26 protein-coding genes are annotated in these 22,330 nt (G+C 44.5%); 14 read left to right on the forward strand and 12 right to left on the reverse strand.

Going from position 1 to position 22,330, the window contains the following annotated elements; all coding sequences use genetic code 11:
* Positions 1 to 15 precede the first annotated feature (15 nt).
* Positions 16 to 930: a chemotaxis protein gene (locus tag ACWPOD_RS05415; protein ID WP_005392519.1), complete on the forward strand. Its 915-nt coding sequence runs from the start codon at positions 16 to 18 to the stop codon at positions 928 to 930.
* Positions 931 to 1,030: 100 nt separating this feature from the next.
* On the opposite strand, the gene ACWPOD_RS05420 is transcribed toward ACWPOD_RS05415, so the two are convergent.
* The 4 genes from ACWPOD_RS05420 to hutW all read right to left on the reverse strand — a co-directional run bounded on the left by ACWPOD_RS05420 (position 1,031) and on the right by hutW (position 4,155).
* Positions 1,031 to 1,567: an ATP:cob(I)alamin adenosyltransferase gene (locus ACWPOD_RS05420; RefSeq protein WP_048625311.1), complete on the reverse strand. Its 537-nt coding sequence runs from the start codon at positions 1,565 to 1,567 to the stop codon at positions 1,031 to 1,033.
* Between the two features lie 97 nt (positions 1,568 to 1,664).
* Positions 1,665 to 2,195, reverse strand: a complete 531-nt coding sequence (gene hutZ / locus ACWPOD_RS05425) for a heme utilization protein HutZ (RefSeq protein ID WP_065645732.1) — start codon at positions 2,193 to 2,195, stop codon at positions 1,665 to 1,667.
* 56 nt (positions 2,196 to 2,251) lie between these two features.
* On the reverse strand, positions 2,252 to 2,755 hold the full coding sequence (gene hutX / locus ACWPOD_RS05430) for a heme utilization cystosolic carrier protein HutX (protein WP_047008487.1): 504 nt from the start codon (positions 2,753 to 2,755) through the stop codon (positions 2,252 to 2,254).
* 29 nt (positions 2,756 to 2,784) lie between these two features.
* Positions 2,785 to 4,155, reverse strand: coding sequence for a heme anaerobic degradation radical SAM methyltransferase ChuW/HutW (gene hutW, locus ACWPOD_RS05435; RefSeq protein ID WP_456231635.1), 1,371 nt, complete (start codon positions 4,153 to 4,155; stop codon positions 2,785 to 2,787).
* Positions 4,156 to 4,315: 160 nt separating this feature from the next.
* Here hutW and ACWPOD_RS05440 point away from each other — a divergent pair, with 160 nt between their 5' ends.
* From ACWPOD_RS05440 to ACWPOD_RS05465, 6 genes are read left to right on the forward strand one after another with little or no spacing between them, the layout of a single operon-like run.
* Positions 4,316 to 5,065, forward strand: a complete 750-nt coding sequence (locus ACWPOD_RS05440; protein WP_395195086.1) for an energy transducer TonB — start codon at positions 4,316 to 4,318, stop codon at positions 5,063 to 5,065.
* Positions 5,065 to 5,763: a MotA/TolQ/ExbB proton channel family protein gene (locus ACWPOD_RS05445; RefSeq protein ID WP_005392513.1), complete on the forward strand. Its 699-nt coding sequence runs from the start codon at positions 5,065 to 5,067 to the stop codon at positions 5,761 to 5,763. Before ACWPOD_RS05440 ends, ACWPOD_RS05445 begins: the two co-directional genes overlap by 1 nt.
* On the forward strand, positions 5,760 to 6,173 hold the full coding sequence (locus ACWPOD_RS05450; protein WP_048625312.1) for an ExbD/TolR family protein: 414 nt from the start codon (positions 5,760 to 5,762) through the stop codon (positions 6,171 to 6,173). The genes ACWPOD_RS05445 and ACWPOD_RS05450 overlap by 4 nt, the downstream gene beginning before the upstream one ends.
* 28 nt (positions 6,174 to 6,201) lie before the next feature.
* Positions 6,202 to 7,071, forward strand: coding sequence for a heme/hemin ABC transporter substrate-binding protein (locus ACWPOD_RS05455; RefSeq protein WP_456231636.1), 870 nt, complete (start codon positions 6,202 to 6,204; stop codon positions 7,069 to 7,071).
* 9 nt (positions 7,072 to 7,080) lie between these two features.
* Entirely contained in the window at positions 7,081 to 8,118 is a 1,038-nt protein-coding gene (locus tag ACWPOD_RS05460; protein WP_109169155.1) for a FecCD family ABC transporter permease, read from the forward strand.
* Entirely contained in the window at positions 8,118 to 8,900 is a 783-nt protein-coding gene (locus tag ACWPOD_RS05465) for a heme ABC transporter ATP-binding protein (protein WP_046873763.1), read from the forward strand. The genes ACWPOD_RS05460 and ACWPOD_RS05465 overlap by 1 nt, the downstream gene beginning before the upstream one ends.
* Before the next feature lie 191 nt (positions 8,901 to 9,091).
* Here the strand turns inward: ACWPOD_RS05465 and ACWPOD_RS05470 are convergent, their stop codons facing one another.
* Positions 9,092 to 9,553 (reverse strand): TetR/AcrR family transcriptional regulator, encoded by a 462-nt coding sequence (locus ACWPOD_RS05470; protein WP_456231637.1) that lies wholly within the window; start codon positions 9,551 to 9,553, stop codon positions 9,092 to 9,094.
* Positions 9,554 to 10,160: 607 nt separating this feature from the next.
* Between ACWPOD_RS05470 and ACWPOD_RS05475 the strand changes: the two genes are divergently transcribed.
* Positions 10,161 to 10,460: a YfcZ/YiiS family protein gene (locus ACWPOD_RS05475; protein ID WP_074189865.1), complete on the forward strand. Its 300-nt coding sequence runs from the start codon at positions 10,161 to 10,163 to the stop codon at positions 10,458 to 10,460.
* 74 nt (positions 10,461 to 10,534) lie between these two features.
* Here ACWPOD_RS05475 and ACWPOD_RS05480 read toward each other — a convergent pair whose 3' ends face one another.
* A complete protein-coding gene (locus ACWPOD_RS05480; RefSeq protein WP_005392505.1) occupies positions 10,535 to 10,807 on the reverse strand; it encodes a YnjH family protein in 273 nt (90 codons plus the stop codon).
* Positions 10,808 to 11,124: 317 nt separating this feature from the next.
* On the opposite strand from ACWPOD_RS05480, the gene ACWPOD_RS05485 reads away from it, so the two are divergent.
* The gene (locus ACWPOD_RS05485) at positions 11,125 to 11,724 is read left to right on the forward strand and encodes a hypothetical protein (protein WP_104972836.1); all 600 of its coding nucleotides are present in this window, start codon (positions 11,125 to 11,127) and stop codon (positions 11,722 to 11,724) included.
* Positions 11,725 to 11,798: 74 nt separating this feature from the next.
* Here ACWPOD_RS05485 and ACWPOD_RS05490 read toward each other — a convergent pair whose 3' ends face one another.
* The gene (locus ACWPOD_RS05490; RefSeq protein ID WP_006742201.1) at positions 11,799 to 12,908 is read right to left on the reverse strand and encodes a 1-acyl-sn-glycerol-3-phosphate acyltransferase; all 1,110 of its coding nucleotides are present in this window, start codon (positions 12,906 to 12,908) and stop codon (positions 11,799 to 11,801) included.
* Between the two features lie 191 nt (positions 12,909 to 13,099).
* Between ACWPOD_RS05490 and ACWPOD_RS05495 the strand changes: the two genes are divergently transcribed.
* Entirely contained in the window at positions 13,100 to 13,708 is a 609-nt protein-coding gene (locus ACWPOD_RS05495) for a cupin domain-containing protein (RefSeq protein ID WP_047008435.1), read from the forward strand.
* Between the two features lie 127 nt (positions 13,709 to 13,835).
* Here ACWPOD_RS05495 and ACWPOD_RS05500 read toward each other — a convergent pair whose 3' ends face one another.
* Positions 13,836 to 14,318 carry a hypothetical protein gene (locus ACWPOD_RS05500; RefSeq protein ID WP_456231638.1) on the reverse strand — a complete coding sequence of 161 codons (483 nt, stop codon included), beginning with the start codon at positions 14,316 to 14,318 and terminating at the stop codon, positions 13,836 to 13,838.
* A 14-nt stretch (positions 14,319 to 14,332) separates the two neighbouring features.
* Positions 14,333 to 14,866 (reverse strand): nicotinate-nicotinamide nucleotide adenylyltransferase, encoded by a 534-nt coding sequence (locus tag ACWPOD_RS05505; protein WP_048625315.1) that lies wholly within the window; start codon positions 14,864 to 14,866, stop codon positions 14,333 to 14,335.
* A gap of 178 nt (positions 14,867 to 15,044) precedes the next feature.
* Between ACWPOD_RS05505 and nadE the strand changes: the two genes are divergently transcribed.
* Positions 15,045 to 15,875 (forward strand): ammonia-dependent NAD(+) synthetase, encoded by an 831-nt coding sequence (gene nadE / locus ACWPOD_RS05510; protein ID WP_167427677.1) that lies wholly within the window; start codon positions 15,045 to 15,047, stop codon positions 15,873 to 15,875.
* 82 nt (positions 15,876 to 15,957) lie between these two features.
* Here nadE and ACWPOD_RS05515 read toward each other — a convergent pair whose 3' ends face one another.
* On the reverse strand, positions 15,958 to 17,775 hold the full coding sequence (locus ACWPOD_RS05515; RefSeq protein ID WP_167427678.1) for a hybrid-cluster NAD(P)-dependent oxidoreductase: 1,818 nt from the start codon (positions 17,773 to 17,775) through the stop codon (positions 15,958 to 15,960).
* A 268-nt stretch (positions 17,776 to 18,043) separates the two neighbouring features.
* Here ACWPOD_RS05515 and ACWPOD_RS05520 point away from each other — a divergent pair, with 268 nt between their 5' ends.
* Positions 18,044 to 18,208: a YqaE/Pmp3 family membrane protein gene (locus ACWPOD_RS05520; protein WP_005375297.1), complete on the forward strand. Its 165-nt coding sequence runs from the start codon at positions 18,044 to 18,046 to the stop codon at positions 18,206 to 18,208.
* A 155-nt stretch (positions 18,209 to 18,363) separates the two neighbouring features.
* Positions 18,364 to 19,392 (forward strand): dihydroorotase, encoded by a 1,029-nt coding sequence (gene pyrC / locus ACWPOD_RS05525; protein ID WP_456231639.1) that lies wholly within the window; start codon positions 18,364 to 18,366, stop codon positions 19,390 to 19,392.
* A gap of 98 nt (positions 19,393 to 19,490) precedes the next feature.
* Here pyrC and ACWPOD_RS05530 read toward each other — a convergent pair whose 3' ends face one another.
* Positions 19,491 to 20,396, reverse strand: a complete 906-nt coding sequence (locus tag ACWPOD_RS05530) for a DUF808 domain-containing protein (RefSeq protein ID WP_005392495.1) — start codon at positions 20,394 to 20,396, stop codon at positions 19,491 to 19,493.
* 173 nt (positions 20,397 to 20,569) lie between these two features.
* On the opposite strand from ACWPOD_RS05530, the gene ACWPOD_RS05535 reads away from it, so the two are divergent.
* Positions 20,570 to 21,487: a M14 family metallopeptidase gene (locus ACWPOD_RS05535; RefSeq protein ID WP_456231640.1), complete on the forward strand. Its 918-nt coding sequence runs from the start codon at positions 20,570 to 20,572 to the stop codon at positions 21,485 to 21,487.
* Here the strand turns inward: ACWPOD_RS05535 and ACWPOD_RS05540 are convergent.
* Positions 21,482 to 22,270 carry an AraC family transcriptional regulator gene (locus tag ACWPOD_RS05540; RefSeq protein ID WP_048625321.1) on the reverse strand — a complete coding sequence of 263 codons (789 nt, stop codon included), beginning with the start codon at positions 22,268 to 22,270 and terminating at the stop codon, positions 21,482 to 21,484. The genes ACWPOD_RS05535 and ACWPOD_RS05540 overlap by 6 nt on opposite strands.
* Between the last annotated feature and the right edge of the window lie 60 nt (positions 22,271 to 22,330).

Consider the following 22,330-nt stretch of genomic DNA (forward strand, 5'->3'; position numbering starts at 1 on the left):
TTATAAGGTTATTTCATGGCAAAAGTCGTTAGTAAAGCGAATCAATCTCAGGGCATGTTGATGTTCAAACTCACCCTGCAACAGAGTTTCGCGATAGGCACGCTAAAAGTCCGTGAAATCGTTCCGTATATGCCAACCACGAAGATCCCTTACTCGCATCATCACGTCATTGGCACCGTTACAATACGTAACTTAACAGTGCCTGTGATCGACATGTCAGCGGCTGTCGGCTTTCGTCCTATCAGTGAAGAAGAATACAAAAATTGCTACTTGATCGTGACAGACTGTTTGCGAACCGTGGTCGCCTTTATGGTTCGTAGTATTGAGAAGATCATTGAATGCGATTGGAAAGCCATTGAAACCCCACCAGCGAGTGCCGGGAAAAATATTTTCGTAACGGGTATTACTCGCTACGAAGACAAAACGGTTCAGATGCTGGATGTAGAACTGCTGCTTTCCAAAATTTATCCGCAATACGAAAACTCAAAGATCCCGATGCTGACAGATGTTGAACGTGAGCGCCTAAAAGCATTAAGCATTCTTTTGGTGGATGACTCTTCCATCGCTCGTAAACAGCTGTGTGATGCTCTTGATAGTATCAATATCGGATACCAAATTTGTAAAAATGGTTTAGACGCACTAGAGCTGATGAAAAGCGAGGCTGAGGCTCATCGACCAATCGATATTTTGGTCAGTGATATTGAGATGCCAGGGCTTGACGGCTACGAGCTAGCATTCGAAGTACAAAATGACTCCGCTCTTAATCACTCATACCGCATTTTGCATACGTCGTTATCGAGCGAAATCTGTGTAGACAGAGCTCACCAAGTTGGCGCACACGAGGCGCTTGAGAAGTTCAATGCTGGTGAGCTGATTGAAGCCATGCTGCGCGGTGCAAAAGAACTAGAAGCCAAAGCTATGGCTTCTTAACTCTTAACTAAACAGCCAAGAAGCAAATTGTCGAATATGGTGTTTTGCGGCCATTTTTTCGCGCAGAAGCTTTGATGTTCGCAGCTGCTAGTTTCTCAGGTCACTTCTTTGGCATCGAGTAACTACGAGATACAAACTCTGTCTCTTCGACTTGATTGATGTGATTAATATAAGAAGCCAAGCTATAAAGTACATTCGCCAATAAGTTCGCGTAACGAAATAGAATGGGGGCAGGTTGTTTCTTACCTGCATGTTCGATCGCAACTAATGCTCGTACCGTTTTTTTAGCTTGGCAACGGCACAAATGCAATTGACTGGATGCTGGGTGCCCTCCAGGTAGAACGAAACCTTTGAATCCACCATCAATGCGTTGCTTAAGTAATTCATAATCTGCCTTTAGCTCTTCAACTTCCGCTTCTGTAATCGCTAGCTTTCCGCGAACCGAACCATTTAGGTGATAAACATTAGGCTGCATTCTTGTCAGTATATCGCGGCTAAACTCGTCCAGATCCATCGCGAGAACTAAACCAATACGACTACAAAGTTCATCTGCCGTGATTTCAAAGTCACAAACCGGACTGTCCTCGTAAATAAACGGATAGCAAATCTCGCTCAATTCCTTGCTCACAGGCTTCATGCTTTTGTTCCAATATAAAAAAGGGAGCCAGTATAACCTAACTCCCCTTATGCGTTCATTATTCCGAATGATCGATATTTACATGACCGATTTACAATCAAGCACTTTCGATTTTCTTGTGACCTTCTTGAAGGTGAACAAAATCTACTAAATCATCACCAGACACTTGATACGCCTGACCAAAGCCTTTAACAAATAGCCCCGACTCTGGCTTTAAGTTAAACAACACGAAATCCTCTAGTTGGCTGAGACCATCAATTATCTCCCCAAAACGTTCTTTCATTTGTCCAACAACTTGGTGCCACATCTCCGTGTCACGCTCAACCACATTTGCCACAGCATCAAAAGTTAAGCGCTTACGAGCAAACAACTGCTTTGAAGATTCTTCATCTTCGATCATCATCAAAGAAACGTTTGGGTTTTCTAGAAGGTTACGAGCATGACGAGCGATTTTAGAAATGAGTACGAAGTAGCCTTCCTGATTTTGGACATAAGGCGCGTAGCTTACATTAGGGCGAGCTTCTGCATCGACAGTTGCAAGCTGAAGCGTACGACGCTCCTGACGAAACTCTTTGATCTCTGGCCCTAAACGACCTTGCAAACGCTCTTGTTTAACTTGTTGATCCATATTGATACCTGACTTTACTAATTAGTATTCGAGTTGAGCCTCGATTATGTTTGTGATTACTTTTTCAATTCGGCTTGCAGGGCGCGGAATGCCGTGACTTGATCTTCAAGTAGCTCGCGCTTTTCGTTACGGCCTAAATAAACTTTGAAAATATTGCTTCCGCACTCAGAGAAAAAGCCAAAATAGTGACTCTCTCTGCCCATAAACGGTTTGCTGACCAATGCAACATTTTTAACATTATCTAGCTTCAAGTGACCGTGTAGCTCACCTTCTCTGCCCATTAAATTGTAATAGCCACGCGCTACTTTTCCCTTTGGGAATGGCGCTTTGACTTCAAAAATAGAGCCAAAAGAGTGAACAATAGTCGTCACTGGGCCGAAACCAACCAAACCTTCTAGAATGCTTTGTGCTTGCGCTCCTGGAGCGATGGCCACCATTTCCTGCGGCAAAGCCGCAACAACCTCAAATTCAGAAATACCGAGACGTTCTGCCATCGCTGCTGGCAATAATTGCGGTTCTTGCTCTAGTAATGCTTCAACTTGTTGTTTGATTGATTCCATATGTTTTCCGTCTTTTTTCAATTTTTTCATTAATTATTGGATACTTTCGGTACGGTTTCGTTCATCTCTGACGTAAGTACCTGAATACAACCTTGAGCCAATGAAACGGCCCAGAAACTGCCTGCAAGAGTAAGAAGTAGGCTACGTTCATGCAGTTCCACTAAACCTTTTTGCTGCCACACTTTAAATAGAGGCATTAAAAACCCGAACGTGTCCTCCCCCATAAACGATGGCAGTTGGTTTGCCTGAACGATACCGCGATCAAACCCGGATTTGAGTGCAGCAAATAGTGGCTCTAGAGGGCTTTGCTTCATCATCATAGCGATGGTGCTTTGCCCTTCTTTGATGGCTTTAATATAGGTCGCCAATGTGCGATGTTGCATCATTCCGTAACCACCGATATTACCTCCAGCGCCACAGCCAATTGGCAGTACCTCTGCATATGTCTTGGCTAAACTGTTGTATAAACTACGTTCACGGTTATCGATTGCCCAATGGTTCACACTCAGTTGCTTCATATGGTGTTTGTCCATAAAGTTCACACCGAGCTCATACATGCCTGCTTTTTCTGGCGTGGTAGCTGGTGGGGGGATTTTTCCTTTTTCTACAAGGTTAAGCATGGGTGCAGAACCACCGACTACCAACTGATATAAGTCCAACCCGTGTGCGCCAGTCGAGAGAAAATCATTTAAATCTTGCTCTAACACTTCTTTGGTTTGATAAGGCAAGCCGTAGAGTAAATCGATAATGACAGGAATTTTGTCATCGTTGGCAATCTCGCTAACTCGCTTTAGCACATCTTCTCTATCATCTAATCGTTTCGCGCTGCGACGCACTTGTGTATTAAAACTTTGTACACCAAAAGAGAAACGATTAAATCCACCGTCGAGAGCGGCTTGGTATAGCTCATCAGAAAAACGGTTGATGCGACCTTCTAAGGTGATTTCACAATCCGCAGCCAAAGGAAAGTGATCATGAATCGCCTGACCTAACACGCGAACCTGTGCTGGAGACAGATCAGTTGGCGTTCCACCACCGATATACACAGCATGGAAAATACCGTTTTGTGTCCAAGGCAATGCAGCTTTCTCCTTGAGCTCCTGCATCAGTGCGTCAAAGTACTCGTCAACCAGTGCGCGGCTCGCAGCATTTTGAAAGAAGTTACAAAAGGTGCAACGTACGCGACAAAATGGAACGTGAATATAAAGACAACGTTTATTGGTCGCTTTAACCGAGTTAGCGGTAACGCTTGAAAAAATTGCCTGTTGCTGAGGTGGAGGTACAGGCACGCTCGCTCCGCCAGCGTGTGCCGAATGTTTCTTAACAAAGGCAAATCGCAATGGGTCAGGGCTATCGCTTCCCAACACTGATTCGTCAAATTTATCGATATCGACGCTCATATATACTCGCTTAGCTCCCACCATATAAGGGATGGAGGCTGGTCTTTAAAAATCTGCAAGAATCATAATTTGAGCGTAATGATAATGCAATTGATAATTGATCTTATTTCGGTTGTGAGTAATAATCTGCTCAAGTTTTCATAGTTTCCCGAGATATTCCGTGAACGTACAAAGATATGTCATTGCAGGAGGTGCTTCCCTTGCCATCCATGCCGCACTTCTTTTTGTTTCTCAAGATACGAAAGTGTTCGCGATGCCTGCTGGAAATCCAGCAAGTTCGGTAAGTTTAAACCTTGTATCGGCACCACCACCTGCCGTCGAAAAATCCACACCAGGAAATGTGGCGCCACCAAAAGAGCCGCAGACTCAGGAGCAGCCTGAGCCAGAAAAGAAGATCGTAAAGAAACAGGTCGTCAAGAAAGACGCTGTTAAAAAAAAGGTAGTGGAGAAAAAAACAGAGCCGGTTAAACAATCTAAGCCTAAGACGGTGGAACCAGCCAAAGCCGTAACAAAACAAGAGAATCAGCCCGAAGCCAAACCGAAGAAAAAAACGGAACCGGCGAAGAAAGAGATGGTCGCTCAGCAAACCGCGCCAGCGAGCCAATCCAAAGGGGCAACGTCTCAACCTATTTTGGTCGACAAACCAACGTTTGTGAATCAACCAACTCAGCCTCGCTACCCAAGATCTGCACAAAGACGCGGTATCGAAGGCGTAGCCTTATATGAAATATGGCTCGATGAAAATGGCAATCAAATTAAACAGGTTTTGATTGAGTCTTCCGGCACAGAATCGCTGGACGCCTCAGCGCTTCGTGCCATCAAACAGTGGCAATTTACACCACATATTTCGGGCGGGCTAAAAGTGGCTCACCGAGTACAAGTACCTGTTCGTTTTAAGTTGGATGGATAATGGAACAACTACAAGAATTACAAACTCAACTTGGCCTAATGACATGGCCTTTGATCATTTGCTCAGCCCTCACCGTCATGATCATTACCGAGCGGTTATTCCACGTTTTGATTAGCCTTGGCGTCGGGAAACGAGCCATTCGCCAAAAGCTCATTGGATTGGACCCAACGAATGGAAACGATCTTGAGACGCTTGCAGAAGAATTGTCGCATAAGCGACCGCTCCTTTATCGTGGCGTTGCCATGTTGCTTGCCCATCACTCTTTCTCAAAGTCTCTAAGAGAAGATGCCGCAGGCATTTGGCTGCAAGAAAAACGTCATCAGCTGCATTCTGGCCTTCGCTTACTGACGTTGATTGGCGTCATCAGCCCTTTGATTGGTTTGCTTGGTACGGTACTTGGCTTAATTGAGATGTTCAAAGGCATCGCTGTCTCAACGGGGAATATCACCCCGAATGATTTGGCAGACGGTCTAGGTTTGGCCATGCGAACTACTGCAGCAGGCCTTATTATCGCCCTTCCTGCGATTTCAGGAGCACAAATCATTGGTTTGTGGGCGGATCGTGTGATCGCCAAACTCGAACACACATTAAACTATGTCAACTTATGGCTTGAAGGTATCTCTCTGCAACACGTGTCGCCAGACAATTCAACATTAGCAGTGCGCTCTTCTGCAAAGGTCGAGGCAGAAGCACAATGATTAAAACGCCACAAGACAACACTCGTAACGACTTAACTCCTGATTTAACACCGCTGTTGGACATCATTTTTATCGTAATGGTTTTCCTGATGTTAACTGCAGCGGTCAAGCTCGATTCATTAGATGTCAATTTACCGAGTACAGAATCTCAGGCCGTTGCAAATGTCGATAAGCAATCCATCACGGTAAATATTCTCAAAGACGAGCCTTACTGGGCCATTAACGGCAAGACATACATCGATTGGGACAACTTTACCCTCGCGCTGCTAGAAGAGAGTAAATCAAGCGATAAACCGATTGTGATTGGAGCAGAAAAAACCGCGAACATTCAGTCGCTAGTTCAACTTCTCGGCTTTTTGCAAGAAAACGGAATTCAGGCAACTCAGTTACTCACTGAAGAGCCATCATAAAAATAAGTAAGATAGAGATCCTTTCAAAATGAAGAACACACGTGCCACCATTCATGCTGTTGTTACGGCAGCCATTTCCCTACTTGCGAGTAGCCAACTTTTTGCCAATGAAACACCATCATCAGAGCGTGTTGTTAGTGCAGGCAGTGCCGTCACTGAACTGTTGCTTGAACTCGACGCCAAAGATAGCTTGGTTGCTATCGACGTAACCAGTCAGTTACCAAAAGGCATGGAACTGCCTAAAGTAGGCTACCATCGCCGCCTTTCAGCAGAAGGGTTGCTCGCCTTACGTCCGACAAAAGTCATTGGCTCTGATGAGATGGGACCGAAAACAGCATTGAACCAATTAAAAGCGGCGGGGGTAGATGTAGAAATCGTCAATACCGATGCCAACGTTGAGGGCCTTTACCAACGTATCGATCAAATTGCGAACCTTATGAATCGCCAGGCTAAAGCGGAAGATTTAAAGCAAGATGTGAAAGCGCAAGTTCAAGCACTCAATGCAAATCAACCTGCTCAAGCTCAGAAAAAGAAAGTACTGTTTCTACTCATCCATGAAGGTCGACCTGCGAACGTTGCAGGATCAGAAACCACACCCGATGCAATTATTCAGCTAGCAGGCGGACTAAACCCAGCTGCTGACCAGCTGTCTTCTTACAAGCCTTTATCCACAGAAGCCATGGTAGAGATGCAGCCTGACGTTATTCTCGTTAGCGGTCGCAGCTATGAAACGCTGGGCGGTGCCGATGCGATTTTAAAAGCAATGCCACTTCTCGCCGCAACACCTGCGGGAATGAATAAAAATATCATCACGATTGACGGTCACGCCCTTGTTGGTGGTTTGGGTCTTAAAAGCCTTGCAGAAGCCGAGCGTTTGAATGCGCGGCTTTACCCATAGAGACATGACATGTTGTTAAGACATATCTCCCTTTCAACGACGTTATCCGTACTTAGTGGCTTTTTAGCATTTGTTGCTATCGCCTCTATTACCGTTGGCCCAATGAACATTAGCTTTACTGACAGTTTGCGTAGCCTAACGGGAGGCAGTTCTGATCTCGCTCCTCACATTCAGTTGGTCATTAACGAAATCCGATTGCCTCGCACCATTTTGTGTATGTTCATCGGCGCCATTTTGGCGATTTGTGGCGTGGTTATGCAGGGCTTATTCCGTAACCCGTTGGCCGAGCCCGGCATCATTGGCGTGTCTGCTGGTGCTGCACTTGGCGGTGCGTTCGCTATTGTTGTATTTGCAGAGTTTAGCCAAAACTATCCGCAACTAATGAACTTAGCTGCGCTGCCTCTTTTTGCTTTCCTAGGTGGTGCGTTGACGACCATTCTCGTTTATAAACTCGGCACAAGTAAGTTTGGTACCTCAGTTACGATTATGTTGTTAGCTGGTGTCGCCATTAGCGCGCTTTCAGGAGCGGCGATCGGCTATATGAACTTTATTGCTGATGATCAGATGCTACGAGATCTGACACTTTGGTCGATGGGCTCATTAGCTGGCGCAAATTGGTCGGGGATAGGCCTATCCGCTGTTACGCTGGTCATCCTGTTATTCTGGTTCCAGAAAAAATCGATGGCGCTAAATGCTCTGCTGCTAGGGGAATCAGAAGCAAGACACTTGGGAGTTCCAGTCCAAAAACTCAAACGACAGCTTATTTTGCTCTCTGCATTGGGGGTTGGTATTACGGTGAGTATTAGTGGCGCAATTGGTTTTATCGGGCTCGTTATTCCTCACTTAGGACGCATGCTAGCAGGCCCCGACCATCGAACGCTACTGCCAATCTCTGCACTCATGGGAGCGCTGCTTCTTACCGCGGCTGATATGTTTGCTCGTATTGCCGTGGCACCAGCAGAATTACCCGTCGGTATCGTGACCGCCTTGATCGGTGCGCCCTTCTTCATCTACTTATTGTTCCAGCAGAAAGGGAAGATTTTGTAATGAACCAGATCGTTTTATCGGGTAAAAACATTTCGATGAAATTTGGCAAGCGCGTTGTTCTCGATGACATCAATATTGATATCCGAGCTGGTGAAGTGACCGCCCTACTCGGCCCCAACGGTGCGGGCAAAAGTACTTTGCTCAAGCTTCTGTGTGGTGAAATCTCTTCAAATCATGACATCGCCTACTTCGGTAAACAAAAGCATGATTGGGAGCCAGAAAAAAGCGCAAAACACATTGCGATGCTCCCTCAGCACAGTACGTTGACCTTCCCATTTTTAGCCAGAGAAGTGGTCGAATTAGGCGCGATTCCGCTATCGCTGTCCAATAAAGAAACCACTAAGTTAGCTTTACATTACATGGAACAAACCGATGTAATGCATTTGGCAGAAAGCCTCTACCCATCTTTATCTGGCGGCGAAAAGCAACGATTACATCTAGCACGCGTGATGACACAGCTACACCAATCTGGCGAGGAACGAATCTTGATGCTTGATGAGCCAACCTCTGCGTTAGATCTCGCCCACCAACACAACACGTTAAAGATTGCTCGTGAGGCTGCGAAAACACAGAACGCCGCGGTCGTTGTCGTGTTGCATGACTTGAATTTAGCCTCCCAGTACGCAGACCGACTTGTACTTTTGCATAACGGAAAACTGGTTTGTGATGACACACCATGGAATGCACTGACGCCAGAGCGCATTGAGCACGTTTATGGCTACCGCTCCATCGTGACAAAACATCCAACTTTAGACTTTCCTCAAGTTCACGCCGCCGCTTAGCGTGTATCTCTTCTGAGCCGTCTCTTCTGCTTTCCAAACGACAAAGGCCCGCAATAATCATATTGCGGGCCTTTGCTTTGATATTTAATCGAATCTTGGGCTCAAAAGAGCGGCGAGAAAATTACTGTGTTCTGCCTTGGCTTTACAACCAAAGCAGCAAACAAGTGTTCATCTAGCGCTCTCAATTGCGATTACTTACTCATTTGGATCAATGAACGACCAATCAACCACTCGAGCTCTTTGTCACCACCTGCGCCAAACTGGCTTTCAACCATTTTGTATAAACGGTCAATACCGTTAGCAGCAAATTCTTGCGCATTTTCGGCCGTGACAATGTGATGGAATAGCAGTCGTAAAATCGCGAGGAACTCAGCCTCTTCCAGTGCTTTAATCCAACTTTGTGAAAATGCACTTAGCCCTTTATCAAACTCTAGGTGTTCAATAAACATTTTAAAGATACGGCCATCCAGTGCGGCGGTGAAGTCCGTTTTCTTAGGGAAGTGATGGCTAATACCGGTACGAGATATACCTGTCTGCTGACTTAGAGTCGTGTACGACATTTTGTCGTAACCTAGTCTTAGTAGCTGATCAACAACGGCATCCATGATCTTTTGGATAGTGATTTCGGTATCTTCTTTACTACGCTTTGGCATATTTTAAGCTCTTCTCTTTGTAAATCCATCTAACTCACTATTAAATGAGGCCAGAATGAAATCATTCTTAGCATTATACCCAATTAGCCCAAGGCACTTCGTTAAGCGAAACCTAAAAATTGAACCGCTAACACCTGCGCATTAAGGCCGTTTGGATATATGTACTGCGACTACTTAATATAAAGTTAAGTTCCAAATCATAACGTCTTTACACTGCGTAATGTGCAATTTGCAGTTATGTTTTTGTCAATACATGCTACTCAAAATAAGGCGAAAAGTTAGTCTCATCAAAACCTTGCGCCAATTATTCATCGAAACTATTCAAAGACCAAGAATGATAATTATTAAAAATAATCAATCAAGAAATAGTCTTATAAATTGTCCATTAGTTCAACTGGGCTGAGCGAAATCTCGTCACTATGTTCGTTAATTGATTTTAAATGTTGATATATATCACATTAACGTTCTTGATGATTTAGTAATCCAATCTTTAACCCTTACTTAACAAGCGCCTATTCTGTTCTTTTTTTATTCAAAACTCGTCATTTTTGTAGATACAGATCAAATACCTGATAGAATACCCTTAGTATTTACAAGAGGATTCGTTATGAGTGTCGAATTAGAAAAAAACCAAGTATGTGAAGCTTGCGGCTGCGCAGGCGAGATTGGCTTCATCATCAAAGAAGGTGACGAAGTTGCCGACGTAACGGTTTTCGCACAGACAAAAACAGAGCTAGAGTCTGAACTACAAAAATACATTGAGCTCGCTAAATCAGTATGTGCTGATGTTGAATACAATGTTTCTGAAATAACAGAAGAGTCAAACCAAGCGACGGCTCGATTCAAATTTGAAGTAAGTGCTGAAAAGCTTATCTTTGAATTAAAAACTCGCTCAATCGCGCGTTAATGGAAAAAGCGAGCTCTGTGCTCGCTTTTTTATTTTTCCGTTATCCTAATATTAAACAGACCGTTTTTTGGCGTTTATTTATCTTTTTTGAATACCACCCACTTTAACGAACCATTCGTTTCAAAATCGTTCTCAGCTGTACACATCAGTAATACACCCTCAACATTAATCACGGCTCCGGTGGTGTAGGCTTTATCATCGTAGTAACAGATACGCTGACCTACCTTGCCGTCAGCGACCACCAGCGCTTTGCTTTCTGGCGTACTGTATGATTTAGCAAAAGCGGCCCCAGATAGTAGTACTGCTACAACACCAGCGGCAAAAATAAACACTCTTTTTAACTTCATGAAAATCTCCCTCAGACGCTCATGATACTAACAAGGACGCTTGTTCAGTTCTTGGCAGAACCTCATATTCTTCATATCTCTACTGATATTTTTCTCACATTTACTTTTAAATAAACTATATAATCAATCACTTAATCATTCCCTAACTTGCACACTGAAGCAACTCGGCATCGTGAGCGCGTGTATGCTTTCAGATAAAGCCCTAATTTGAAGTTCTTGGGCTAAAAATCAAAAACTGTTAACAAAGTATGCAGAATGAGTCTATTTAAGTATAAGATGAGCACTTAAGATCTCTATGTTTAACTAAGTCTCTGGCTATGCGTATTGTTTCCCTTTTCCTTACCTTGATGCTGCTCTGCTTCTCATCTTTCGCATATGAGCTAGATTACTACTCTAAGTTTGGTCACACCGATAATTACGGTAATCTTGATCTACGAAACAAACCTTACACCCAATTACCTTCTGGCTTAGTGGTCAAAGGCAACTTAAATATCTCGCAAACCCCGATCAAAAAGCTGCCTAAGGGGCTTGATGTTGGAGGCAGTTTGGAAGCAACCAACAGCGCACTCAAAACCATTCGCTCAGGTACAAAGATAAAAGGTTATGCGAATCTACTGGGTAGTAAGATCGAAAACTGGCCTAGGGGCATCAAACTCGGCGGTTATCTGAACTTGACGGATACACCATTAAAAACGCTCCCAGCTAAACTTCGAGTCAAAGGCGATTTAAGTGTTATTCGCACTCCTATCTCTGCTCTTCCTGAAGGATTGGTGGTTGATGGTAACCTTTATATAGGAGGATCCGCGCTACAAGTATTTCCAGACACGATGACGGTGAAAGGGAATATCTTTTTAGGTGGCAACAAGATTACCAAGTGGCCTAGCAATTTAACCCTTGGCGGGGCTGTTGCTCCTTAAAAAGTAGACGAAAAAAAGCCCCGGAAAACCGAGGCTTTAAGGCGTTCATAATCCATCAAGTTCAGTGATGAATATTACTCTTGATTGTTCACTGGGTTGGCATAGCTCGCCACCAAATAAGGTCTTGCACCTTCAGGTAACTGCTCCAATTTATCCGCGAGGTGACGCTTCACCGCCTCTGTGATGATGCTCGAATCTTCGCGTCCAGCAGCTAACAAGTTGATTGGGTACAACTTGTAGTTATTATGAATTTGGCGGTCGATTTCACCGGCAAGAGATTCTGGCGTTTCAAACTCTTGATCAATCACATCACCAAACGCGACATGCACACGACCTTTATAACCAATGATGCCCTGAATGATGCTTTCGATATCTTCAAATTCACCTTTTTCATAACGGCCATTTTCTGCTTTTTCGTACAGCTCTTTTGCTTTGGCAATGTCACATGGATCATTTTCATAGGCAATCGAGACAGGAACGATTTTCAAAGAACGCGTGTATTCACCAAAGCTGATCTTCTGCTTGCGGCCTTCAACATGGAACATTTTTAAAATCGCAGGATCAGTAAAGTCGTTTCCATCTTTGGCACGACCTTCCTTTTGGGCAATCCAAATTGAATTACCGGTATCAAGCGAGTGTTTAATGTAGCTCGACAGTTGTCCTAATGCTTTCATCATTTCTCTAGGCGCCTTAGCAGAGCGCTTAACGATGAAGCTTTTATTGAGTCGCATCAATTCGGTCGCACATGGCTTCTTCAGCAGGTTGTCACCAATCGCAATACGAACTGTACGGTGCCCACTTTGGTACAAGCCATAGTTTACTAGCGCAGGGTCCATCGCAATATCACGGTGGTTAGAAACGAATAAGTACGACGTGTTTTTATCCAGCTTATCCAAACCAGAAAAAGTGACGCCATCCGTTGTCTTATTCAATGTATCTTTCAGATACTTCTTCACTTCAATCTGAATCGCTTCTACAGAATCAAGCTTGCTCCATTTAGCTTTCAGGTAGATGCGCAGGATCGGGCTCATTAGCGTTTTAAACCACGCTGCTTTATTAGCAAAGCGATGATCGAGAATAGCAGTGATAAATTCATCATCTTGGATTAGACGATCCAGCGCTGCTGGAATTTCTTCGTCATTGTAAGGACGAATTTCAATATAAGGATCGGTATTGGCAGTCATTGTTCATTACATATCAAAAAAAGCTGGCACATTTTACGCATAGTTTTGCTGACAAGCAGCATTTCAACCCATACTTTTAACATGGTCATACCAGTTAGGCTACAATTTCTCATGCTAAAAAATTCTCTCAGCTGGTTGGAATCGTATAGGTTTAACGTTACCCTTAGCGCCAAAAAACACTGGTACTCATAATGAACTACGCAATTGAATTTCACGACGCTAAATACCCCTTTCTTGAAGTAGCTGCGCGCAAAAAAGCACTGAAGCACAGTCTACTGTCTGTCGTAGAAGGGTTAGCCGTCATTAAATTGGGTAAGCAGGAGTATGCCATTGAACCAGGCCAATATTTTTGGATTCCTCAAGGATGTTTGAGCTCCCTCACCTTTTTACCTAATTCTCGTGTATATCGTTGTGATTTTTCTGTGCGTTTAAATGATGACTTCTCACAACAAGCAGGTTTTGTGAAACCTTCACCGCTGCTAAAAGCCCTCGTCGAGAAACTAGCAACAACAGCCGAGCGCTCAGATCTGCAAACCGATCTACTGACGGTAGTAAGACATGAAGTATTGACTCTCTCTCCGAAACTAGCGCACTCAACGTTAACAAAAACCATCAATCAGTGGACGCCTGGTTGTGACATGGACATTTCTAAAGAGCTGTGCTTGGTACTCACACTCCGTGAAGCAAGAAAAATGAAGCTGTCGGGAAAAAAAGAAGAGCAGATTGTCGATACGCTTTTTGCGGGTAACACAGAAGAATATGAGCAACTTTGCTTTTTGGTCTTTGGAGAAGCGCTATAACTCGCATTCTAAAGAGCCATCTTTTCAGTATTACGCAGAGTGACGCGCGCAGAAAATAGAGACTCAGATAATAATAAAAAGGGCGTACATGGACGATGTACGCCCTTTTTATGTTCGCTCAAGGTGACTAGAAGGGAACTTCTATCTGCATCATCCAGTCAGCGTCGTAATATTCGTGCCAACGATAATCAAATCGCATTCTCGGCTGTCCGTCGGATTTATCACCAAAACCCACGCTGAACATCAGGCCATGACTACGGAGCCACTCTTCTGTGTCCATTTTGCTCTCTTCGTCTCGGAGCTCTTCCGGCATCCAAAAACCAAGCCCAAAATAATTCTTTTCTAGATTCTGGGTTAGGAGTGGTGTGTCTTCCGGCTTAATCGCCCACTCTTCCCAATAGTTTTCTGTTGGCCCTTCGAATTTCGCTTCCGCAGCATACCAAATCAACGCATCCGTACTTAATACGCCAATGGAATCTAAAATTTCTTCACAGATAGGAAGGGTGTTATCTTCAAACACAACAGAACGATCAGAAAAATAGTTACACGCAGAATGAGCTTGTGCGACCACAAGCAGCGCACATGCACTAAATACGGCTAATCTGACCATGAAAATCTGACCTCTCAGTTCCCAGATAATGTTTCTTTGTATAAGCCTTCGTTAAGCAACAATTCACAGACGGACGGGGTTGTGTAGGCGTTTATGTCTTCACCCGTAACCAATGCGTTACGTATATCCGTGCTTCTGACTTTTACTTTTTCAGGGCACGCCATAACAGTCCAACGTTCCATAATCTCTTCTGCTCTACTAAATTTAGCAAATTTGAAGAAATTATCAGGACCTATGACAAAAGTTATATCGGCTGTTGGGTAGATTTCTTGAATTTTTTCTAACAACGCATAGGTTGTCACACTTTGTCCGGGTTGGTACAAAGCTTGCTCTGCATCAGAACGCCGAACATTAGAAAGCCCCATATCTTTGATGAATGCATCAACCATTTTGCACCGAGTTGGGTAATCGAGCATATTCTTGCCCCAAGCGTGTGCAATGCTAGGTTCAAGTAGCACAAGGTCAAAGTGGCTCAATGACTCAATAACACTTTTGTGCCCTAAACTAGGTGGGTTAAATGCACTACCAAAAATGGCGATTTTTTTCATATCCGGCGATTACCTGGTTGAAGAGAGTTTTCTAATCTGATGATTTCGGTATGATACTACTAATCTTTACAGCTTTTGACCCTAAAGTCGTGTTTATCGGTCTCATATTGCATGGTTTATCACCATTTGAGCAAGCGGGCTTTGGTGTCTGAAATATTTGCAGGAAAAGGAACCCTAAATGGAACAATCCATCCGTGATGAAATGCGTGTACTCCCTTCAATTGATCCGCATTTTGAAATTGAACGCCGTATTGCTTTTATTAAGCGTAAGCTACAAGAAGCAGGTTGTAAGTCACTGGTGCTTGGCATTAGTGGCGGTGTTGACTCAACCACGTTAGGTCGCCTTGCCCAGCTTGCAGTAGAACAATTGAATGCGGAATCTGGTACTGACAAATATCAGTTTATCGCAGTACGTCTGCCTTACGGTGAGCAAAAAGATGAAGATGAAGCGCAACTGGCACTCTCTTTCATCAAGCCAACACACTCTGTGTCTGTGAACATTAAAGATGGTGTTGACGGTTTGCATGCGGCGACTGATACCGCATTGCAAGGGACGGGCCTGCTTCCGACTGAAGCCGACAAAATTGATTTCGTAAAAGGTAACGTAAAAGCGCGAGCTCGTATGATTGCACAATATGAAATCGCTGGTTACGTTGGCGGCTTAGTATTGGGAACAGACCACTCAGCAGAGAACATCACCGGTTTTTACACTAAGTTTGGTGACGGCGCGTGCGACCTTGCCCCTCTATTTGGTTTAAGCAAGCGTCAAGTCCGCGAGTTGGCTGCAACATTAGGCGCACCAGAGCTGCTTGTTAAGAAAGTACCAACGGCAGATCTAGAAGAACTAGAGCCGCAAAAAGCAGATGAAGATGCTCTGAACTTAACTTATGAACAGATCGATGACTTCTTAGAAGGCAAACCCGTTCCACAGCAAGTGAGTGATCGTCTGGTAACGATTTACAAAGCTACGCAGCACAAACGTCAGCCAATCCCGACGATTTACGACTAAGCGATATTTTCCGTTCACTTTTAAACTCAAAACGCTGCTAAAGTTAGCAGCGTTTTTATTGAGAACCGGGGAGCCTTCTCGCTTAGTTTGTTACCGTCACGTCCGTCTCTGGAACAGCACAACACGCCAATACGGTTCCCATCGCACGTTCCTCATCTGTCAACGCAGGCACGTCCGGATGATGTACTTGACCCGACGTAAGCTGAACCTTACACGCGCCGCATAAGCCAGCACGGCAGCTATTGCTAACAACCTTCCCTGCGTCTTCAAGCTGATCTAACAACGTTTTCTGATTATTCCCTACAACTTTCGTCCCATTAAAATCGATCGCTATGCTCTTCTCTAGTCTTGAAGTGACTGAAGATACGCCAAACGCTTCTTGATGGTAGTTTTCTTCTGGCAGCCCTTTTCTTAGTAGGAGATTTTTCGCTTTCTCCATAAAACCATCAGGACCACACACAAACACTTGGCGCTGTTCAACATCTTTGATTTGCTTAATGTGTGACAAACTTAAACGCCCTTTTAACCCAAACCAATCAACGGCAGGCTGCGTCAAGCAGATTTTCACTTCTAACCCCGGGTGCTCACGCTTTAACTGCTCCAACTCTGAGCGACAAGGAATATCATTTTCGGTCCGACATTGATGGTAGAAAACCACGTTCTCCAACTGATTATGATCCGCTAAGTAACGTACCATCGATAGCATTGGTGTTACTCCGCTACCCGCAGAGAGTAACAGCAGAGGCTGCGCTTCATGCGTTTTTAGGTGAAACTGGCCATCAGGTTGTTCTGCCTCTAAAACATCACCGACTTGTAAATTGTCTAAGAGCAAATTAGAGACTCTTCCACCTGCAATACGCTTAACAGAAATAGCATAGCGACCCGGACGAGACGGACTGGATGATAGCGTATAGCGTCGGCCCACTTTCTTACCATCAATATTCACTTCTATTAGCAGGTGTTGTCCTGGCAAGTAATTAGGCAAAGAACCTTTGTTTGGCTCTAACCATAAGGTCACGAAGTCTTGGGCGATTTCCTCACGCTCAACACATGTTAACGTCATGCGCACTGGCGAGTTATCCGCGTAAAACTCCGGTTCTTTATACTCCAATACTTCAACTTTATCGCCTTGACGAATAATGCCCTCATTTCGCGCGACAAGATTCTGACCAAAGAACACACCACCGACATCATTTGCACGGAACTGTTGTAAGGTTTTAAGTGGCTCCTTGCTCTCTCGGAACGTGCCTGTTTGAGTATTCACCGTAGTCAGGATACAGCGCTCGCAAGGTTTGAGAGACTCAAACTCTACCTCACCGATTCGTATGCGCTTCCATGAATCTTCTTCAAACGGCTTGGTATCAGAGACCACTAAGTTAGTACGGAACTGATCCATAGAGTGTTGCTCAGAGCTTCTTCGGTTCAGTTCATCAAGGGAAGCCTGGCTAATCACTAACACCGGATAACCATCGGCAAAGCTAACGTTTTGTCCTAGCTTTTCGCGAACACGATTCGATTGCTCACCACTAAACAACAACTCAACACGTTGACCCAATACACGACTAAACCAATCATCTGCATCATCTGTAGTGGTATATGCAGTAAAGGTGTCTTTCCAAACTGTTGCTGGCGTTTCCTGCATTTTAAAGTCTTGATAACGGATTTTAAGCGGCTCCATCCCCAAACTGCTAAACACAACCCCATCGGATAATAAGGCGGACTTAATGGTTACCATTTGCGGATACTTTCTCGCGGTAATCATAGCGCCATCAGCTTTCGCAATCATAAAACGACGATCGAAGCTCAATCCTTGCTTCTCAACCCATACTGACGACAGCGATAATCCGCCAACTGACTTAACCGGAAAAACATTAATTTGGGACAAAATGGGTTGCGACATAGCCTTCTTCCTACAGGGTGTTTTTTATTTGTTGCAGTATTGTATACCCAAATCACATTAAGGTGCAGAGTCTATTGCCGCTTCATCCAACTCAATTTTTTCTGAATGCTATTCTTATAAATTTGGTTTGAGCGACAAGTATTTACTACACTCAACATTCGCGTTTTTTAACATCGTTCTGACCAAATACCGTTTGATAAAGTGTGATACGGCACACATAATTCATCTGAGTTATCACTGCCCCCATTTATTGATTTGGAGCTTAATTATGGATACAAGAAAACTGGTTCTGATTTTGTTATGTATCTTTCTTCCGCCTGTCGCGGTGTTTATGGAGAAAGGTCTAAATAAAGACTTTTTGATTAACCTAATATTGACGTGTTTCTTCTTTCTGCCGGGTACGATCCACGCGCTTTGGTTAACAATGAAGTAATCACTTACACTCTCACTCTGTAGAAAAGTGAAAAATGGGATGAAATGTGAGGGCAATTCCTCTATCATCCTGTCGCCTAAGCGCAAGCGTTTGCTCAAAAGCAAATACGGCGCTTGGGCTCCAATCAGACAACTTTTCAATGGTGGGAGCAATTAATGACAACACTGACAATCACTCGTCCTGACGACTGGCACGTTCACTTACGCGATGGGGAAGTTCTTAAAGACACCGTTCGCGACATCAGCCGCTACAATGGCCGTGCGCTGATCATGCCAAATACCGTCCCACCAGTTACTACAACTGAGCTCGCCCTAGCCTACCGTGACCGAATTCTAAAAGAGCAACATGGCGAACAGTTTGAACCTTTGATGGCGCTTTACCTCACAGACAACACCACACCAGATGAAATACGTAAGGCTAAAGCCACCGGAAACATTGTTGCTGCCAAGCTTTATCCTGCTGGAGCTACCACAAACTCAGATTCCGGTGTGACCAATGCGACGAACATTTACCACGTTCTCGAAGCGATGGAAGAAGTCGGAATGTTACTTTTGGTTCATGGCGAAGTAACACATCACGATGTTGATATCTTCGACCGAGAGAAAGAATTCCTTGATACTGTCCTCGCTCCTATCGTCAATGACTTCCCTAATCTTAAAATCGTTCTAGAACACATCACCACTGCCGACGCAGCAAACTTCGTTAATAACGCCTCAGATAACGTAGCGGCTACCATCACTGCTCACCATCTTCTTTTCAATCGTAACCATATGCTTGTGGGTGGTATTAAGCCTCATTTCTACTGTTTGCCAATTCTTAAGCGCAGCACCCACCAGCAAGCGCTGATCGAAGCTGCAACCAGTGGTAGCAAGAAGTTCTTCCTAGGTACCGACTCTGCGCCACATGCGAAAGGGGCAAAAGAGTCAGCTTGCGGTTGTGCTGGTTCTTACACCGCACACGCAGCACTAGAGCTTTATGCAGAAGTATTCGAGAATGAAGGCAAGCTGGAAAACTTGGAAGCGTTTGCAAGCTTCAATGGTCCTGATTTTTACGGCATTGCGCGTAACACAGATACGGTAACATTAGAAAAATCCGCTTGGGATGTGCCGGAAACGATGCCATTTGGCAATGATATCGTTGTGCCTATTCGAGCAAATGAACAAATTGAGTGGAAAGTGAAGTAACCACTTTACTGACGTTCCATCCATAAAAGAGGGTCATGCCTTTCTGTGAAAAGAAGTCATGACCCTTGTTGTTCTTGCCTTGCTTTGGGCTGTGATTACTAGTGGCCGCGAATTTTTTCTACAGCAGCCCACACAGCAACCACAATCAACCCCGCCACAAAGCCGATAATGCCGTTAAGCAAAATAGGCAGAATCGCTGTAGCAACCGAATGACCACTAAAGTTCATAATAATCGGCTCTACAAAGTGATGAATGGCAGGTACGTTGTGCACTACAATCCCCCCACCGACTAAAAACATCGCGGCAGTTCCCACAATCGTTAACAACTTCATCAGCTTTGGTGCAAAAGCAACTAAAGCACTGCCGACTTTCGCCATCCAGCCCTTACCTTTTGAGCGAATTTCAAGGTAGAAGCCCAAGTCATCCAATTTCACGATGCCTGCTACTAAGCCATAAACACCAATGGTCATGATGACTGCAATTAAGCTCACCACTAAGATTTGCGTCACAAGGCTCGCCCCAGTCACGGTACCCAACGCAATCACAATGATTTCCGCTGAAAGAATAAAGTCCGTTCGAATCGCACCAGCAACTTTGCGTTTTTCATACTCTTCTATCGACTCGCCAGTATTAACTAACTCTTCTTTTTCTTCGTGCGGATGGGAGTGAGGGAATACTTTCTCAAGCACCTTTTCTGCCCCTTCAAAGCAGAGAAACAAGCCGCCAATTAGCAATAGTGGCATGATAAGCCATGGAATAATCGCGCTAATTAGCAATGCTGAAGGAACTAAAATCAATTTGTTTTTGAACGAGCCTTTCGCAACCGCCCAAACCACTGGAATTTCTCGCTCAGATGCAACACCAGACACTTGTTGAGCGTTTAACGCTAGGTCATCACCCAACACACCTGCGGTTTTCTTTGCCGCCATTTTCGACATTAAGGCGACATCGTCGAGTACCGTGGCAATATCATCCAACAGTGTGAGTAAACTTGCTCCAGCCATTTTTTGTCTCTTATATGAAATTGAGTAAGTAACAAAATGTAACACCAATAAATCACTCATCAAAGTGATGATTTTGCAAAGAATACTATCCCAAATGGTGTTTTATATTGCCGTTAAGATAAGACAGGTCTAGTCTTGTGATACCTTTCAGCAGTCAAAAGAAAAAAGTATAGATGAAAAGTGGATACATTTACCCAATCGGTACCCCTGGCCAACCTTGGAGCGAAGAGGAACGTAAAGCTTGGTTAGCAACGCAAGAAGTAAAACGTAGCTACCAAGATGAAGTCGTCAGTAAAATCGATGCCCTACGCGAGCGTTTTGATGTTGAACAATACGGTGCGCTCTCATACAACGAGGCACGTTTCCCTCTGTTTTGTATCAAAACTCGCAACTGGGATTCAACGAAGCCTGTTGTTTTGGTCACAGGCGGCGTACACGGTTATGAAACCAGCGGTGTACATGGCGCTTTAAAGTTTGTAGAAACAGAAGCAGAGCGCTACGCAGAGCATTTCAATATTGTCGTTGCACCTTGCGTGAGCCCTTGGGGTTACGAGGTGATCAACCGCTGGAATCCAAACGCGATTGATCCAAACCGCTCTTTCTATAAGGATAGCCCCGCCGAAGAATCCGCCAACCTCATGAAGCTCGTTGCGACATTAGGCGATGTATTAATGCACATTGATTTGCACGAGACGACAGACTCCGATGAAACAGAGTTCCGTCCTGCGCTTGCCGCTCGTGATGGCATTGAGTACATCGAGGGCATGATCCCAGACGGTTTTTACACAGTTGGAGATAGTGAAAACCCTCAACCCGAGTTTCAAAAAGCGGTGATTGAATCGGTTGCGAAAGTGACTCACATTGCACCTGCAGATGAAAATGGCGAAATCATTGGTTCACCAGTCGTACAGTTTGGCGTTATCAACTACCCAATGGTGAAGCTGGGTCTGTGTGGCGGCGTAACAAATTGCGTTTACGGCACGACAACGGAAGTGTACCCAGACAGCCCAACGGTGACCGACGAAGAGTGCAACGATGCGCAAGTTGCAGCCGTGGTCGGTGGTCTGAATTACGTTCTGGTTCAGTTATAATAAGCGGTTCTTATATTGCTCCGGTGTCATGCCGGAGTATTTCTTGAACATCGCGATAAAAGGGCTGGCTTGGTTATAACCTAACGTTAGCGCGACTTCTTTCACGGTCTGCCCTTTACGCAGCAACTCCATAGAATGCAAATAGCGTACACGTAAACGCCACTCAGTAAAGCTCATGCCCAACTCACTCTGGCAGTGTCTCGCTAACGTGCGTTCAGTGGTATGCACTTTTTCTGCCCATTCTGCCAAACTGATCTCATCCGTCGGCGATTCTTCTACTGCTTTTAAGATCGGTTCAAGATACTTGTTATCGGTCGTTGGTAAAAAGTGGTGTTCCACTTCTTGCTTTGCGAGCTGGTCCAATAACACCTGGACCAAGCGCTTGTCTTCATCACTTTGCGCCACGTTAATGTCTCGTTGGCGAAAGTCCTCAATAATGGACGACACGATTGGAGTCACTTTGATCAGACTCGTTTTGGTAGGAAAGTGCGCCGTCAATTCAGGGGCAATGTTCAAAGAACAATATTCGATAGGTTTACGGTTGTAACTAGTATGACGGATTCCAGCAGGAACCCAAATTGCAAGATGCGGAGGCGCTAGAAATCTTGTATCTTCTGCATCCATCTCTAGGATCCCACCGCTGATCAGCTGCACTTGCCCCCAAGGATGGCTATGAATTCGCGTTTCTGTATTAGAGAGAAAGGCTTCAAAATTCATAAATACATCCGATGGTGCGCGGTCGATTGATAATGAGGGATGAAGATTTCTGGCGCTCTTTTTCAAAATTGTCTTCCTATCGCTTACGATGTCTTTTAAGAGATACTTTTTATTATAAAGACCTGC

The organism is Vibrio sp. JZG120 (assembly GCF_053890955.1).